The organism is Methylotetracoccus oryzae (assembly GCF_006175985.1).
GTDB classification, from domain to species: Bacteria; Pseudomonadota; Gammaproteobacteria; order Methylococcales; family Methylococcaceae; genus Methylotetracoccus; species Methylotetracoccus oryzae.
In genome coordinates this window covers 47,556-63,502 of record NZ_SRSH01000015.1, presented here as the reverse complement: position 1 = coordinate 63,502, position 15,947 = coordinate 47,556, and the positions used below count along the sequence as shown (strand labels likewise).

Here is a 15,947-nt window from a genome sequence, read left to right as displayed (position 1 = left end):
GGCGAGAGGGTCTCACACCCGGGCGAGCGATGACCGTGCGTCTGCTGGCCCGGCGGATTGCCGTCGCTCCCGGGATCGAGGTTGCTTCGGAGTGGGCGGTTCCCGGGCCGTGGACGAACGGGACCGGCGTGGTCCTGGCCCATGGCGCCGGAAATGACATGACGCATCCCTTCATCGGCTTCATCCAGCAGGGGCTGGCCGACGCAGGGCTGCTGTCCGTCAGATTCAACTTCCCTTACAAGGAATCGGGTAGCAAGGCACCCGACCGCCCGGCGGTGCTGCAACAGACCTGGCAGGCCGTTATCGATGCCGTGCGCAACGATGAGGCGCTGGCGCCACAACGTCTGTTCATCGGCGGCAAGAGCATGGGCGGGCGGATCGCATCGCTCATGGCAGTTCAGGACGGCGTCTGCGACGGGCTGGTGTTCCTCGGCTATCCGCTACACCCCGCCGGACGGCCCCAGCGCTTGCGCACCGGGCACTGGCCCGAGATCCGCTGCCCGGCCCTGTTCGTCGCCGGAACCCGAGATCCGTTGTGCGACCTGGATCTGTTGCGGGCCGAACTCGGAAAACTGGGATCGTCCGCAACAGTCCGCGTGATTCACCAGGGGGATCATTCGTTCAAGGTACCCACTGCCCTCAACCGCAGCCAGACAGCGGTCTGGAGCGAAATCCTCGGCATGATCCTGGAGTGGACCCGACGACAGCCGGAGGTCGGCGGAGTCACGACACGTGGCGCATCGCCAACAGTGCCAGATAGGGCACCAGATTCAGCACGATGATCGCGATCTTGTAAGCCGCCATGGCGGCGTAGTGAATCGCATCGAAGGCTTCGGGGGCTAGCCGGAACCACCGGCCATGCAGCCGATAGAGCGGCTCGTGGGCGGAGGCGAATATGACGAACCACACCAGCAGCACGGTGTAGTTGAGGCCCAGACTCCACAGTAGCCAGCGTTCCAGTTCGCTCCCGGTCATCGGTCTTTGCTCCCCGCTCGATCTAGATCGGCCACGCAAGTTCTGCCAGCCGCAGGCTTTCGTCCCACAACATTCGGGCCCCCTGACTGTCCTTGGCTGCGGAAGCCATGGACGCCGGACGCTCGCGAATGAAGTACTCGCCATGACGCTGGCTCAACTCCGGCGCGCAGGCAACATGGATGGACGTGCGGGCGCCTCGTTCCGGCGAAAGGGCGAACCGGGTGGCGACTCGCCACAGGAACGGAGGCAGGAGCCGGTGCCGAATCCCGATATCGGTCGCCACGAAACCGGGATGTACAGCATTCACCGTGACCGCCGCAGGGTCCAGCCGCCGCGCCAGTTCCTGGGTGAACAGCAGATTGGCCAGCTTGCTCGCGCAGTACGCACGCCAGCCGCTATAGCGCCGCACCGACTGCAGATCCTCGAAGTCGAGCCGCCCGGCCTTGTGCGCCTCCGACGCGACGTTCACGATACGCGACCCCGCCGGCGCCGATCGTAGCATCGGCAGCAACAACAGACTCAGCGTGAAATAGCTCAGATGATTCAACGCGAAGGTCATCTCCAGACCCTGCTCGGTCTGCTGCCGCGTTCCGAACATCGCGCCGGCGTTGTTCACCAGCACATCGACGCACGGCCAGCGCGCGGCGATAGCCCGCGAGACCGCCCTGACCTGCCTCAGGTCCGATAGATCGCCGGGCTCGAAAGTCGCCCGCGGCTCACCGCAGTGTTCGTTGATTGCAGCGCAGGCGGCTTGTCCGCGCTCGACGTCGCGGCCGATCAGCAACACGGAGGCACCGCGGCTCGCGAGCCCTCTCGCCGTCATCAGCCCGATCCCCGCAGTTCCTCCCGTTACGACACAGCGCAATGTCCGGTCTTGATTCGTCATGACTCTCCACGCAACAGCATCATCGCCCTTGTCCTGGCATGGTAGAGAGGCCCAGATGCGTCGTCCAGCTGGAGCCTGACGCGTCCATCGAAATCGGCGTGCGATACGGCCGCTACTGCGCCGTCGCTCTCCGGCCTCCGGGGGCTGTCAAATTTTTTGCCAAGGCCCGCCGCCGTCGGCGCGACTTAATTCCATCTCCATGAATTTCACAGGTTTTCTTATGTGGTCCAGCGCTTGCTTATGTCTTTTTGGCTATTCCAGACCACCCCCTTTCTTTCTTCTTGACCAACATGCGTGACCAAAGTATCGCTTCCCGCCACGAGCCTTCTGTCGACTCCCTCGGCGCGCGAACCCGTACCGCCACAGGATCGACGAGCGAAGGCCATTCATCCGTCCACTGGCTGCGCGCTGGTGCCGGCTCGGCGTTCACCCGCACCGCGCCCTTGCTGCAGTTCCCCGACCTGATCGGCGACTCTGCGCCGATGCAAGCGCTTTACTCCAAAGCGCTTTCACTCGCAGAGGCCGGTCATCCGATCCTGATCACCGGCAAGGTCGGCAGCGGCAAGAGCGCGCTCGCAAGAGCGCTCCACCAGATTTCTTCGCGGAGTACCGGAAGCCTCTGCGTGATGCGATCCGTCGCGTTTCCGGATTGCCTGGCTACCGGGACGGAAGCCGATCTCCCGAATCGGGCCGCGGACCCGGCGATCGCGGCGCGTTTCGGGCACCTCGTCACTGCCGGGACACTAATCCTCGATGAGGTGGGTGACCTGCCGTTCGCAGCACAGACGACGCTCGCCCGGTTGCTGATGAGTCAGTCGGGGCCGGTCAACGTGATCGCCCTGTCTCACATGGATCTGCGGCGCGCGGTCGTCGAAGGTCGCTTCCGCTCCGATCTTCTCTGCGGCCTGAGCCGCGGGCAACTCGAGATGCCCAGCCTGCGCGAGCGGCCGGATGACCTGAAGCCGCTTGCGGCGCTCTTCAAAGACCGGCTGGCTCCCTTGCATGGCCAGATCGCGGAGTTCTCGGACGCCGCTTTCCGGGCCATGCTCCGACATACCTGGCCTGGCAACGTCAGGGAACTGCGGAACCGAATCGAGCGGGCGATGCTGGTCACACGCACACCCTGGATACAGGCCGCCGACCTCGGCCTTGCCGCATGACCGGGCTGACAACACAGACTCCGCCCCAAGCCCCAACAAACGGACTAAACCAAGCCATCTACAACCCATGAAAACCAAGAATCCATCAGGCGTTCTGGTTATTTCCGAAGCCCCGGAACGCAACACTCGTCCAAGCCTTCCGGACCTCGGCCACTGGCAGTGGCAGCACGCGCACACTCCCCAGGAGACGCAACGACTCATCGGCCTGGGTTCGTTCAGGGTCGGCGTTTTCGACTTCCGTTCCGCGGGGAGCTCCGGGACCATCGCCGGATGGCACGAAGAAATTCTGCGGACCAACAACACCATTCAATGGCTGGCCGTGATCCCGAAGCACCAGCTGCGCGACCCAAGGCTTGCCGATTTGGTATCCAACCGGTTCTTCGCCTATCAGGCCGCCCCCCTGGAGCCAGCCCAATTCGCGACGCTACTCGAAGCCGCCAGCGACATGGCGGAGTTGAGGCTGGGAAACAAATGTCCAGCGAACGCGGGGTGGATTTCAGGCGAGAGTCCGGCAATGCGACAGCTGGACGCACAGTTGACTCAGAGTGCGAATGCCGGTCTGCCGATCCTGATTTCCGGCGAGGTCGGCGCGGGCAAAAGTCTGGCCGCTTCCGTCATCCATCAGCGCTCACGGCGCTGCCATGAAGCGTTGCGGGTGATCAATTGCGTGACGCTGCCCGGATGCCTGCTCCCCTGCGACCCCGACCTGCCGGAAGAACGTCGGGAAGATCTCGAATTCCGGACTGAAGCCGCTTTTCGGCTGACAACGCCCGCCGGCGGCACGCTCGTGCTGGACGAAATCGGCGATCTGTCCAAGTCCGCTCAACGCGTCCTGCTGCGCTGGTTGGATACTCACCAGGATCACACTCAGCTGATCGCAATCACGCACATGGACCTTCAGCGCGCCGCTGAGGAGGGCCGATTCCGGGCCGACCTGTTGCACCGGCTGAGCGAACTGCACCTCCAGATACCGCCGCTGCGCCAGCGCGGTGATGACCTGATGTTGCTCGCGGAACACTTCATCAAGGCCAACTGGGCGCTAAACCGGCACGTGACCCGGCTTTCCCGGCCCGCGATCGAGGCGATGCTGAGCTACCACTGGCCGGGCAACGTGCGTGAACTGCAAGCGCGCATCCGGCGGGCAATGTTGATGAGTGACGACTATCTGCTGCATACCGAGGATCTCGGTCTGGCTCGCCCGGCCAGCCCCTTGCGTAGCGTCCCCCGGGGAGCGCAACCGCCCTGGTCCCCGCTTCGCGGACCATCGTCGGACGGGGTTCAGCTGCCACAGGGGCAATAGCCTTGGCTCTCGATCGCTGGCACGAGGCAGAATCCGCTGCCGGTGCGCCGCGACTCCACAACGACATACGAAAAGCCTACCGAAGGGAAAAAGCCGTATGTGCGCTGATGCTGATCTCGCTGGTCTGGGGCACCTTATCGCTACTGCCGATGCCGAGCGACGAGGGCCAGCCCTCGGCGATCAGTACCGGACGGCGCTGAGGGGCACCGGATCGCATCGCGCAGGACGCAGGACGCGGGCCTCCCGGCGAGGCCCGCAACGAGACACGACGATAGAAGCATGCGACGATACGCGCGCAAAGACCGGACGACTCACTCGTATCGATGAAACGTAGCGATGTCTTGATCGTCAATCCGAATCCCTTGTTGAATCTGGTCCATGCCGGAGCGTTCACTCCGGGTGCCATCAACCGGGTGCCGGCCCTGGCGATGCTGGCCGAGGGCAAGGGCGTCAACGTCGCACGCTTCCTCGCGCGACACGGGTATTCCGTGGTCCTGACCGGGTTCGCCGGCGGTCACAGCGGCGCCTGGCTCCGCGAACTGGTCAAGGCCGAGGGCATACGCGACGCCTGTCTCGAGACCAAGGCCCCGCTGAGGGTCGGCTTCATGGCCTCCAGCCGCGCCGACGAGCATCCGACCACCGTGCTGCCGACCGGATTTCCCGTCACGCAGGACGAATGTCAAGCGCTGTGGGCACGAGTCGCCGACTTGGCCTCATCGGTTCGGCTGGTCATCATGAGCGGTTCGGTACCCCATCCGTTAGCGGACGATCTTTACGCGGACCTCTTGCGACAGTGCCGGCCCTGCTCGGTGCCCTGCTGGCTCGACGCTCACGGTCCCGCGGTGGACCGCGCACTGAAGGGAGAGAGCCCACCCACGCTCGCCAAGCCGAATCGCGACGAACTGGACCACAGCGACAGTTGGCACCGGGTCCGGGAACTGCACATCACCGATGGCGCCGCCCCCGTCGAGGTCACGATAAGCGGCGAAGGACGCTGGCAGGTGCATCCCCCGGCCATTCGCCAGGTCAATCCCATCGGCTCGGGGGACTGTTATCTGGGCGGTTTGGCACATGGGTGGCTCAGCGGGCTTTCCGTCGCCGAGCGGCTGCGCTATGCATCGGCGGCGGGCGCCGCCAATGCCCTGCAGCACGACGTTGCGATGATCGGTCCGGAACAGGTCGCACCGCTGCTGAGCGCGGTGGACGTCAGATGCTTGTAATCGTGGGAATCAATGCTTGCGGATCGAGCCCATGACGCGGCCCTCGTCGGCGAACAGACTTCCGATATCCACGGCATCGAACTGATAAAGCCGGTTGCAAAAATCGCAATGGACGGCGATGGAAGGCTCTACCCGCAAGGTTTCCTCGATCTCCGCCCGGCCGAGGGCGACCAGCACCCGTTCGATCCGGTCGCGCGAGCAGTTGCAGCTGAAGGTCACGACCTCCGGCTCGAACAGTCGGACCCGTTCTTCGTTGAACAGACGATAGAGCAGGTTCTCGCTGGGCAGCGTCAGGAGTTCGTTGCCGGTGACGGTATCGGCCAACAGGCAGACCCGAGACCAGTCCTCGGAATCCTGATGGCTTCCGGGAACCTCCTGCAGGAACAGGCCGGCCGCACGCTGCGGATCGGCAGCCAGCCACAGGCGCGTGGCCAGCTGCTCGGAGCGTTGGAAATAGTGTTCGATCGCTGCCGCCAGCGTATCGCCGACCAGTTCGGTAACGCCCTGATAAGGTTCCGTGCCCTCACACTGTACGGTCAGGACGATCCGGCCGGATCCGAAGACAGCGTCGAGAGGTCCTTCCGGAACGTCGCCCCGCCAATGCGCAATGCCGCGCACCGTGCGCTGGTCCGTGGCCTGCACGACCAGCGTGTGCAGCGGGCCGTCGCCCTGAACCTGCAGGATCAACGCGCCCTTGAACTTGATGGTGGCCGACAGCAGTACCACCGCCGCCAGGGCCTGTCCCAGTTGACGACTCACTGTCTCGGGATAGGGATGGCGTTCGAGCACGGATTTCCAGCTGTTCCCGAGGCGGACGAACTCCCCGCGCACCCCGAGATCCTCGAACAAAAACCGGCGAAAACTGTCTTCCTGTAACATCGTGACCAACACAGGTGAGGGGGTCCGGACCGATTATACGGCCTTCGGTCCAAGCCACGGCGGATCATTTCCGGCGCCCGACCTGTCGACGTCGGATCAACTGACTGCGGAGGCATCATGTGGAGTTTCCTGAATGGTAAGCAGACGCTGCCGGACGCCGAATCGGCACTGCCGGGTCGGGCCACACTCGTCGCGGTTCCGGAGCACCATTTCGTCAACGGCCACCGGCTGCAGCCCCCATACCCGGATGGGCTGGAGATCGCCACGTTCGGCCTGGGTTGCTTCTGGGGTGCGGAACGCAAGTTCTGGTCGATACCCGGGGTTTATTCAACCGCCGTCGGTTATGCCGGTGGCTACACCCCCAATCCGACCTATGAAGAAGTCTGCACGGGAGGCACGGGCCACGCGGAAGTCGTGCGCGTCGTGTTCGATCCGGCAAAAGTAGCCTACGAGACGCTGCTGGCAACCTTCTGGGAGTCGCATGACCCGACACAGGGGATGCGCCAAGGCAACGACCGCGGCACCCAATATCGCTCTGCGGTCTATACCCACTCCGAACGGCAGCAGGCTGTCGCGGCGGCATCCTGCGCCCGTTTTCAGGAGGCGCTGACCCGCGCCGGCTTCGGCAAGATCACCACCGAGATAGCCCCGGCGGGACCCTTCTTCTTCGCCGAGGCTTACCATCAGCAGTACCTGGCGAAGAACCCTGCAGGTTATTGCGGGCTCGGGGGTACCGGCGTTACCTGCGCCCCACTCCGCGCAACTTAGCGGAACGAGTTCCCTGACCGGTTCCGTGCCCTCTTTGGACCCGGTCGGCAATATCTCGTATCATCACCCGCTTCGTTCACCGGACCCACGGCCTAATGCTTGTCACCCGACTATTCCGCGCTCTGATCATCCTGGGCTCAGCGAGCCTGCTGGCCGCCGGCTGCAGTTCCAAGGCGCCTCGCCAGACTGCACCGCAGCATGCGCTGCCCGCCACCGTGAACGTCACCAAACTGGCCGCCAAGGCCTTCGAACAGATCAAGGCCGCAACGCCTCTGGACGAAGACGCGCACACCAATGCCCACATCATTTGCGTAGCCGGTGCGGTCGTGCGGTCGCGGGGCGGCGACTGGGAAATCGCCGTTTTCCGCAAAGACCCGCCTTCGACCTTCGTCCTGCCGGGTGGCAAGATCGGCGTGAACAGCAGCCTGCTCAAGGTGCTGCGCAACCAGCACCAACTGGCGGCGGTGATCGCTCACAATGTTGGGCACATGCTGGCGCGGCATCCGGAGAGACGCGTTGGTGCCGCGCTGCATAACCGCCCGGAGCTCGATTTGAACGGAGCCTTCAACTCTTCGCGCAACCCGGATTCGGCTCTGGCGTATGGCTTGCTCGGCGTGCCCGCCGAGGGCGGAGTATCAGTGCCCTACGACGCGGCGCAAGAGGCTGAGGCCGATCGGCTCGGGCTCGAACTGATGGGGCGCGCCGGCTTCAATCCCAAGGAAGCGGCGATGGCGTGGCGGAACCTCGAAGCGAACGCGCGATCGGGAGCGTTCATGGCCTTGCACGCGGCTCACGGCAGCGAGCGCAGCGCCAGCCTCGACGCCGGCATCGCGACGGCCGTCGCACTGGAGGCGCAATATCTGGGCTCGCACAAAAAACCCGACTGCGACCGTATCCGCTGATGGCGGTGAGCGCCTGGGCGAAAAGCCGCTGTACGCGAGTCGAGACGGGTTTAGCCGCATAAAAAACAGGGCCTCAAGAGGCCCTGTAATGCACTATAGAAGGAGGAATTCAAGCACCGGTTGTGCTTCGGTAACAAACAAGGGAGCGATACCCAAGTAGTTAGGTTGAAGCATACTGATCAAAACCCGACTGAAAAATGTGACAAATTGTCGCGGCCAAAGGGCGGGTCACGGTTAGCCGTATTCTCCGCGGTCACGACAGGCTCGGTCATCTCCATCGGCGCCGGGCGCAGTGGGAGGAACACCGGCCCCGCATTCCACCTTACCGGGCTCCAGGCTTACACGATCCCGGGAAAACGATAGAATTCCGCGATGAATACGCCCGCCAAGATGTCGATTCCGGTCCCCGCGGATTCCGACCAAACCGCCCGGAAGAATCTTCACTGGCTCTTCGTCCTGAGGAACCTGTTGCTGGGCGTGGAAGCCATGCTGATCCTGATCAGCGTGTATGGTCTCGACATCCCTATCCGGCAGATTCCCCTGTGGGGAATACTGACCGTGCTGGGCACCTTTAACTGGATCACGTGGATTCGCCTGACCTCCGCTCCGGCAGTCAGCGAATTCGAACTGTTCACGCAGATTGCCGTGGATGTGCTGGCCATCACGGCGATCCTTTACTTCACCGGCGGCGCCACGAATCCCATGGCGTGGTTCTTCCTGCTCCCGCTGATCATCGCCGCGACGGTTCTGCCGCATTCGTACACGTGGTATCTGGTCATCTTTGCCTCGTCCTGCTACACGGTGCTGATCGGCTATTACCAGCCGCTGCCCGAGATTCAGGCGGTAACGCTCCCTTCCGACGTGTCGCTGATGACCCACAGCTACATGGAGCACCACGACATCCAGTTGCATGTCTTCGGGATGTGGTTCGGCTTCGTCTTCAGCGCCGTGCTGGTGGCCTATTTCGTCGTCGAGATGGCGAACACCTTGCGCGAGCGGGAACGCCGTCTGGCCGAAGCACGGGAACAAGCGCTGCGCAACGAACGGGTCGTCGCGCTCGGAACGCTCGCGGCAGGCGCTGCGCACGAGATGGGCACACCGCTAGGGACGATGGCGATCGTCATCCATGAACTGGAGCAGGAATTCGAAGCCGAGGAATTCGCGGCCCTGCGCGAAAAGATGCAGATCCTTCGCGGCCAGATCACCCGCTGCAAGAATGCGTTGGCCGTCATGTCGGCCTCGGCGGGCGAAGCCCGCGCCGAAGGCGGGCACCCGATGCCGATCACGCGGTATCTGAACGAAGTCACCGAAACCTGGCGCCGGGAGAAGCCGGGGGTGGCACTCGACTATCGACTCCGGACGCCCGGCCCCTCGCCGCTGATCATCGCCGAAGTGACACTGACCCAAGCCCTGATCAACATCCTGAACAACGCCGCCGAGGTTTCGCCGAAAGGTGTCATGCTCGAATCGGGATGGAATCAGGACCGGGCGTTCATCGACGTCACCGACCGAGGGCCCGGCATCGCGCCTGACCTGTCCGCGCATCTGGGCAAAGCCCCGATCACCACCAAGGAGCACGGCCTCGGCGTGGGTCTGTTTCTCGCCTTCAGCACGATCGAACGCCTCGGCGGCTCGATCGAATTGCTGCCACGCGCGGGCGGCGGTACCCGCACGGCCATCACACTTCCGTTGTTGCCCTACGCATGACACCCGAACTCGAAACCGATCAACTCGAACATCCCAGATTGCTGCTGGTCGACGACGACCCGACCTTCTGCGCGGTGCTGGCGCAGGCGCTGGAGAAGCGCGGCTTCGAAGTGCATGTCGCGAATGACGTTGAGGCCGGGTTGGCGTTGGCGGAACGCATCACGCCGGAATACGCGGTGATCGACCTGCGCATAGGCCATGAATCGGGGCTGCTGCTCGTCAAACGGCTTTCCGAACTCGACGTCAACACGCGCATCGTCATGTTGACCGGATTCGCGAGCATCATCACGGCGGTCGAGGCCATCAAGCTCGGTGCCGTACACTACCTGACCAAGCCGGCCGACACGGACGAAATCGTCAATGCCCTGCATAAGGACGAGGGCGACACCAATGTCGAAATCAAGGAAAAGCCGCTTTCGGTCAAACGGTTGGAATGGGAGCATCTGCAAAAGGTGCTCGTCGCGCACGACGGCAACATCTCCGCCGCCGCGCGCGCGCTCGGCATGCATCGCCGCACGCTGCAGCGCAAGCTCGAGAAGCGGCCGGTCAAGGAATAGCCGGAGAACTACGCCCTAGCCCAGCAGCGAGGCGAGCAACTCCGCCAGACGATGGGATTGCTGTGAGGTTCTGAGCCGCTGCGTCAGCACGATGTCCTTCAGGGCACCGAGCGCCTCCTCGAAGATGTCGTTGACGATGAGGAAGTCATATTCCGAATAGTGCGACATCTCCGAGATCGCATCGCGCATGCGCCGCGCGATGACCTCGTCGGGATCCTGGCCGCGGTCGCGCAAGCGCGATTCCAGTGCTTCGCGCGATGGCGGCAACACGAATACCGAAAGGCAGTCCGGCATCAGCGACTTCACGACACGCGCGCCCTGCCAGTCGATCTCCAGCAACACGTCCTGACCGGACGCCAGCGTGTCTTCCACGGTCTGCCGCGCCGTGCCGTAGTAGTTGTCGAAAACCCGGGCATATTCGAGGAACCCCTCGGCCGCGATCATCCGCTCGAACTCGGCGTGATCGACGAAGAAATAGGCCTCCCCGTGACGCTCGCCCGGTCGCTGAGCGCGCGTCGTATGCGACACCGACACCGCGAGCCCGGTGACCTCTGCGCGCAGCGCGCGCACGAGACTGGTCTTGCCGGCGCCCGAGGGCGCGGATAATACGATCAGGTTACCGCGACTCACGGCCCGCGCTCCGCCACGTGCGACAAGCCGCCACCGCCCCGCACCCTTCCCGCGACCTCACTCGACATTCTGCACCTGCTCGCGAATCTGCTCGATCAGCACCTTGATCTCCATCGCGGCGCGCGTCGTTTCGATGTCCGACGACTTGGAGCCGAGGGTGTTGGCCTCGCGGTTCATTTCCTGGGACAGGAAATCGAGACGGCGCCCCACCGACTCCGCCGTGTCCAGCGACCGCAGGAACTCCTCGACGTGGGCCGACAGCCGGTCCATCTCCTCCGCGACATCGAGCTTCTGGGCCCAGTACACCAGTTCCTGCTCCATGCGGTCCGCGTCGGGACGCGCGCTCACCTCGGCAATCTTGGCCTGAAGCTTTTCGCGCTGCATCCGCAACACCTCCGGCATCCGCACCCGCACGCGAGCGACACACTCGCCGATCTGCAGCAGTCGCTCGCGCAGCAATGCGGCGAGACTTTCGCCTTCCCGTTCACGCGCCGTGACGGCCTGCACCAGAACCTCGTCCAGCGAGGCCATGGCCAGAGCGCCCAGGCGCTCCCGATCGGCTGCCCGGTCTTCCAGAACGCCCGGCCAGCCCAGGACATCCAGCGCGCTGAACGGAGCCAGCGACCGCCCGGCCTGTTCCTCTACTGCCTTGGCCGAATCCAGCACGGCACGGAGCCGCGCCGCGTTCAGGCTGATGACGCCCGCCGTGCCCTCGGCCTTCTTCCAGATCAGCGTGCATTCGACGCGCCCGCGCCGCAGGCTGGCCCCGATCCGCGCCCGCACATCCGACTCGAGGAAGCGGAATGCATCCGGCAGGCGCAGCGAGACATCCAGGAACCGGTGATTCACTGACCGCAGTTCCCAGGTCAGAGACCAGTCTTCCAGCACACTGTCGTGGCTGGCGTAGGCCGTCATGCTTCTCAACATACTCCGCGGGTATTCCTGTTGGCTGGACAATCCGCCATGTTAAGGGCTACCGGGCTGCCGAGGAAACCCCATCGATACCACCCCGAGTCAGTCGGCGCCGGCGGGCACGAGCGTCAGCCCATGTTCGGCAACACCCGCCTCGAACGGCAGGGGCGCGCCGTCGACCCAGGCCTGGTGCTGATCCCGGTAGTGGGCGGACAGGGGATGGCCGGATTGACCTCCGGGCATGTGGAACAGTCCGTCCGCGGCATGGTTCGGCGAGATGACGAAGCGTTCGCTGGCCCCGTGCTCGCCGCTCAGGATGCGCACGCAATAGCCGGAGCAGCCGGCACTGCCGAACACCGGCATATCGACGAACGGCGACAGCAGTGCAATGAGCCGGCCGAACGGATGGCGGACGTGGATCTCGTTGACCCGGCCCCACGTCAGTTTGTCCACCCTGTCGATCGCGTAGTCGGCCCGCAACTGCCGGACGATGGACTCGAGTTCGGCGGACAGAAACCCGCGCCAACTGGCGTGGCGCCGGTCCGGCAGAGCAGCCTCCGGGCGTCGCCGGAGCAACGCCCGGAGCGGCGTTTCCATTTCGCGCCAGGCATAGGCGAAACCCGGCTCTGCCTGCACGCAGCGGCGCAGAAAAGGCTCAAAGACCGTCGCCGCCAGCCGCTGCCGAAAGCGCACCAATAGCGCGATGCCGCGACTGTCGGCCTCCATGCGCCCATCCCAGGCTTCGGCACTGCGGCGCGCGTCGGCCAGTTCACTGCCACCTCCAGGCGAGGGCGTCGCGGTCAGCTCAAGGACTAGCCGGCGGTAGAACTCGAAAAACTCACTGCCGGTGTCCAACTGCAGTTGCAACAGATCGGCTTCCTCTATCCCATCCATCGCGGCAAGCCGCTGCGCGATACGGAACGCCCGGAAGCCATGGGAAAAATTGTGACCGATCAGATGCGGATACTCGCGCCCCAGCGTCCGGTTGTTGGCCGTCGCGATGTAGCCGTCAACCGGGTCGATCAGCCGCGGCAGGGCTTCGGGCGGAAGAAACCCTTCCCATCCGACAGTCCCGTCCGCCCAGCTTCGCGCTACCAGTCCGTCGAAGCCCCGGCGCTTCGGAAACACGCCGGCATAAGTCCACGCGATACGCCCTCCACTGTCGGCCAAAACGACGTTCTGGGGCGGGATACCGCAGCGATTCATGACGGCCATCGCTCGCTCCAGCGTCATCGCCCCGTCCATTTCAAGGAGACCGAGGTTCATCGCCTGGGGCTGCAGCGCGGTCCAGCGCAAGGCCACGGGCGAGCCGAGCAGAGGGTCGGGCAATACCGGTCCCCAGATGGTCCGACGCAGATCGACCGTCAGCGACTCCGCGCCCCGCACCGGGATGGTCTCGGTGTGCGTGTCGAATCGAACCGGACCCGCGGGCGTTCGGTACGCGTCCGGATCGGCCGGGTCCGTCTCGATCCGCACCAGATCCATGACATCGGCATCGACGTTCGTGAAACCCCAGGCGACCGCACCGTTGCTGCCGGCGATGAGCAGCGGCAAACCCGGCAGCGTCACGCCTGCCATGCGGGCGGCGCCGTAGCGCAGTTCGGCCCGATACCAGGTATTCGGCAAGCCCAGCGCCAGGTGCATGTCATTGGCGACCATGGCGCGCCCGTCGCGGGTCTTGCGCCCGCCGACGGCCCACTGGTTGGAACCGGCGACAAGGCCATCGGCATCCACGGCGACACGCAACGGCTGTGCGGATCGCTCGCCGCTCAGTGTCGCCAGGGCTGCCAGCGGAATGGGCTGCGCCGGCCGGCGCGGCTCGCTGCCCCCGACCAGGGGCCGGCCGTACTCATCGGCATCCGGTGTCAGGAAGGCAAACACCTCGGGTGGCAGTTCCCGCTGCATCACCGTCAGCATGCGCTCGTCCTGTTCCTGCGTGGTCAGGGTCTGGAACATCCCGAAGGCGACGAGCAGGCTGTCCTCCGCACGCCACGGCCCCGGCCGGTAACCGAGCAGTTCGATCTCGGGCGGCCAGGCCCGGAGCGATGCCATCAGCGCGTTGACGCCTTCGGCGTAGGCTTCCAGCACGGTGCGCTGCTCAGGCGGCAGCGCCGCTGCCGCCGCGCGGGCGGCCTGCCGCGCCTGATAGACCCGCTGCCGGCGGTCGGTCGCCAGTAGCTTGTCCCCGAGGATCTCCGCCAGTTCACCGGCGCTCTTGCGGCGGGCCAGATCCATCTGGAACAGCCGGTCGCGCGCGTGCAGGTAGCCGAGCGCGCGGTAGGCATCGACCCGGCTGCCGGCACGAATCACCGGCACCGCCAATCCGTCCTGCGTGACCGCAACCTCTCGCTCCAGACCCGCCAGTACGACACGGCCGTCGGTTCCGGGCAGCGAGCGGTACAGCCACACGAGCGCGAGCGTGGCGCCCAGAAGCAGCAGCACCGCTGGCGTCCACAGCAGCCATCGCATCACTCGACGCATCGAACGACTCATCCGCGGCACCGCTCGCCGGAAAATGAGAACCCCGCGGGTTTGGGACGGACGCATCGATTAGGGTAGACTGGAGCGCTTTGCTTGAGAGGGCACTTCATGCGACCCAGTGGACGAGAACCGGGCCAGCTCCGGGCCATCCGGATCACTCCCCATTTCACGAAGCACGCCGAAGGCTCGGTGCTGGTCGAATTCGGGGACACCCGCGTCATCTGCACCGCGAGTATCGAAGAGCGCGTCCCGTCCTTCATGAAGGGTAAAGGCAGCGGCTGGATCACGGCCGAGTACGGCATGTTGCCGCGCGCCACCCACGAGCGCTCGGGCCGCGAGGCCTCACGCGGCAAACAGGGTGGCCGGACCATGGAGATCCAGCGCCTGATCGGACGTTCGCTGCGGGCCGCGATGAATCTCGAAGCGCTGGGGGAACGCACCGTGACCATCGACTGCGACGTGATCCAGGCGGACGGCGGCACCCGGACGGCTTCGATTACCGGCGGCTATGTCGCGCTGGTGGTCGCGGTTCAGCGCCTGATGGAAGTACGCAAGCTGCGGATCAATCCGGTGCATGGGCAGATCGCCTCGGTGTCGGTCGGTATCCATCGGGGCATCCCGGTTCTCGATCTCGATTATGCCGAAGACTGCGATGCCGAAACGGACATGAACGTCGTCATGAACGATGCCGGCGCCTTCGTCGAGGTGCAGGGCACGGCCGAAGGCCACGCCTTCCGCCGTGACGAACTCGACGCGATGCTCGATCTTGCGAACAGCGGCATTCGGGAACTGATGCAACACCAGTTGGAAGCGATAGCCGCCAGCAAAGTATCGCCGACAAAGAGCTGATGCCGGCCTCCCCTCCGTCAACAGGCCGTCAGCGTGCGGCAATCCGGGTGCTGGGCACGGTTGCCGGCGACGCGCCGGGAGGCCGGTCATGAGCGTCAGCGGGTCGCGCCTGGTGCTCGCCAGCAACAATGCCGGCAAGATCCGCGAACTGTGCGCACTGCTGTCCGGCACGGGCTACGAAATCGTTCCCCAGTCCGAATTCCGCGTCGCCGAGGCGGAGGAAACCGGCCTGACGTTCATTGAAAACGCGATTCTAAAGGCCCGCCACGCCGCTGAACAGAGCGGCCTGCCCGCCATCGCCGACGATTCCGGCCTGGCCGTCGATGCCCTGGGCGGCGCTCCGGGCGTGGACTCCGCCTACTATGCCGGGCGGCAAGCGTCCGATCGCGACAACGTCGACAAATTGCTGGCGGCGATGGCCTCGGTACCCGAAGACCAGCGCTCCGCCCGCTTCCACTGCGTGATCGTACTGCTGCGGCATGCCCGCGATCCCAGCCCGCTGATCGCCCACGGTCGCTGGGAAGGGCGCATCGCGACCGCGGCACGCGGCGCCTCGGGCTTCGGCTATGATCCGGTGTTCCTCGTCGACGCATCCGGACGGACCGCGGCGGAACTGGATGCGACCGAAAAGAACCGTCTGAGCCATCGCGGACAGGCGTTGCGCGCGCTGGTCGCGCAACTCAAGCCAGGAGGCTAGCTCGGAAGCAGCCGGCCACTGCAG

General features: G+C 64.8%; 17 protein-coding genes. 11 read left to right on the top strand and 6 right to left on the bottom strand.

Annotated elements, in window-relative coordinates; translation table 11 throughout:
• Nucleotides 1-29 precede the first annotated feature (29 nt).
• Nucleotides 30-782: an alpha/beta hydrolase family protein gene (locus BWR02_RS15070; protein ID WP_139558751.1), complete on the top strand. Its 753-nt coding sequence runs from the start codon at nucleotides 30-32 to the stop codon at nucleotides 780-782.
• Here BWR02_RS15070 and BWR02_RS15065 read toward each other — a convergent pair.
• Together BWR02_RS15065 and BWR02_RS15060 are read right to left on the bottom strand one after the other, a co-directional pair.
• Nucleotides 724-975, bottom strand: coding sequence for a DUF6868 family protein (locus tag BWR02_RS15065; RefSeq protein ID WP_139558750.1), 252 nt, complete (start codon nucleotides 973-975; stop codon nucleotides 724-726). The two genes, BWR02_RS15070 and BWR02_RS15065, sit on opposite strands and share 59 nt — an antisense overlap.
• A 22-nt stretch (nucleotides 976-997) precedes the next feature.
• Nucleotides 998-1,861: an SDR family oxidoreductase gene (locus BWR02_RS15060; protein ID WP_139558749.1), complete on the bottom strand. Its 864-nt coding sequence runs from the start codon at nucleotides 1,859-1,861 to the stop codon at nucleotides 998-1,000.
• Nucleotides 1,862-2,151: 290 nt separating this feature from the next.
• Between BWR02_RS15060 and BWR02_RS15055 the strand changes: the two genes are divergently transcribed.
• The 4 genes from BWR02_RS15055 (at nucleotide 2,152) to BWR02_RS15040 (ending at nucleotide 5,541) form a co-directional block, all read left to right on the top strand.
• Nucleotides 2,152-3,021, top strand: coding sequence for a sigma-54-dependent transcriptional regulator (locus BWR02_RS15055; RefSeq protein WP_139558748.1), 870 nt, complete (start codon nucleotides 2,152-2,154; stop codon nucleotides 3,019-3,021).
• A gap of 67 nt (nucleotides 3,022-3,088) precedes the next feature.
• The gene (locus BWR02_RS15050) at nucleotides 3,089-4,321 is read left to right on the top strand and encodes a sigma-54-dependent transcriptional regulator (RefSeq protein ID WP_162560178.1); all 1,233 of its coding nucleotides are present in this window, start codon (nucleotides 3,089-3,091) and stop codon (nucleotides 4,319-4,321) included.
• Nucleotides 4,322-4,323: 2 nt separating this feature from the next.
• Nucleotides 4,324-4,521 carry a hypothetical protein gene (locus BWR02_RS15045; protein WP_139558746.1) on the top strand — a complete coding sequence of 66 codons (198 nt, stop codon included), beginning with the start codon at nucleotides 4,324-4,326 and terminating at the stop codon, nucleotides 4,519-4,521.
• 123 nt (nucleotides 4,522-4,644) lie between these two features.
• Nucleotides 4,645-5,541, top strand: a complete 897-nt coding sequence (locus BWR02_RS15040) for a 1-phosphofructokinase family hexose kinase (protein ID WP_139558745.1) — start codon at nucleotides 4,645-4,647, stop codon at nucleotides 5,539-5,541.
• Between the two features lie 9 nt (nucleotides 5,542-5,550).
• On the opposite strand, the gene hslO is transcribed toward BWR02_RS15040, so the two are convergent.
• The gene (gene hslO, locus BWR02_RS15035) at nucleotides 5,551-6,432 is read right to left on the bottom strand and encodes an Hsp33 family molecular chaperone HslO (protein ID WP_328591526.1); all 882 of its coding nucleotides are present in this window, start codon (nucleotides 6,430-6,432) and stop codon (nucleotides 5,551-5,553) included.
• A 105-nt stretch (nucleotides 6,433-6,537) separates the two neighbouring features.
• Here hslO and msrA point away from each other — a divergent pair, with 105 nt between their 5' ends.
• The 4 genes from msrA (at nucleotide 6,538) to BWR02_RS15015 (ending at nucleotide 10,354) form a co-directional block, all read left to right on the top strand.
• Nucleotides 6,538-7,188 (top strand): peptide-methionine (S)-S-oxide reductase MsrA, encoded by a 651-nt coding sequence (gene msrA / locus BWR02_RS15030; protein ID WP_139558743.1) that lies wholly within the window; start codon nucleotides 6,538-6,540, stop codon nucleotides 7,186-7,188.
• A gap of 95 nt (nucleotides 7,189-7,283) precedes the next feature.
• Nucleotides 7,284-8,090, top strand: coding sequence for a M48 family metalloprotease (locus BWR02_RS15025; protein ID WP_139558742.1), 807 nt, complete (start codon nucleotides 7,284-7,286; stop codon nucleotides 8,088-8,090).
• Between the two features lie 372 nt (nucleotides 8,091-8,462).
• Nucleotides 8,463-9,797: an ATP-binding protein gene (locus BWR02_RS15020; protein ID WP_236102288.1), complete on the top strand. Its 1,335-nt coding sequence runs from the start codon at nucleotides 8,463-8,465 to the stop codon at nucleotides 9,795-9,797.
• On the top strand, nucleotides 9,794-10,354 hold the full coding sequence (locus BWR02_RS15015; protein WP_129884507.1) for a response regulator transcription factor: 561 nt from the start codon (nucleotides 9,794-9,796) through the stop codon (nucleotides 10,352-10,354). Before BWR02_RS15020 ends, BWR02_RS15015 begins: the two co-directional genes overlap by 4 nt.
• A gap of 15 nt (nucleotides 10,355-10,369) precedes the next feature.
• Here BWR02_RS15015 and gmk read toward each other — a convergent pair whose 3' ends face one another.
• The 3 genes from gmk to BWR02_RS15000 form a co-directional block, all read right to left on the bottom strand.
• Entirely contained in the window at nucleotides 10,370-10,984 is a 615-nt protein-coding gene (gene gmk / locus BWR02_RS15010) for a guanylate kinase (protein ID WP_139558741.1), read from the bottom strand.
• 57 nt (nucleotides 10,985-11,041) lie between these two features.
• Nucleotides 11,042-11,911, bottom strand: a complete 870-nt coding sequence (locus BWR02_RS15005) for a YicC/YloC family endoribonuclease (RefSeq protein WP_139558740.1) — start codon at nucleotides 11,909-11,911, stop codon at nucleotides 11,042-11,044.
• Between the two features lie 87 nt (nucleotides 11,912-11,998).
• Nucleotides 11,999-14,377, bottom strand: coding sequence for a penicillin acylase family protein (locus BWR02_RS15000; RefSeq protein WP_139558739.1), 2,379 nt, complete (start codon nucleotides 14,375-14,377; stop codon nucleotides 11,999-12,001).
• Nucleotides 14,378-14,485: 108 nt separating this feature from the next.
• On the opposite strand from BWR02_RS15000, the gene rph reads away from it, so the two are divergent.
• Nucleotides 14,486-15,226 (top strand): ribonuclease PH, encoded by a 741-nt coding sequence (gene rph / locus BWR02_RS14995; RefSeq protein ID WP_129884568.1) that lies wholly within the window; start codon nucleotides 14,486-14,488, stop codon nucleotides 15,224-15,226.
• A gap of 88 nt (nucleotides 15,227-15,314) precedes the next feature.
• The gene (gene rdgB / locus BWR02_RS14990; RefSeq protein WP_139558738.1) at nucleotides 15,315-15,923 is read left to right on the top strand and encodes an RdgB/HAM1 family non-canonical purine NTP pyrophosphatase; all 609 of its coding nucleotides are present in this window, start codon (nucleotides 15,315-15,317) and stop codon (nucleotides 15,921-15,923) included.
• Nucleotides 15,924-15,947: the final 24 nt, after the last annotated feature.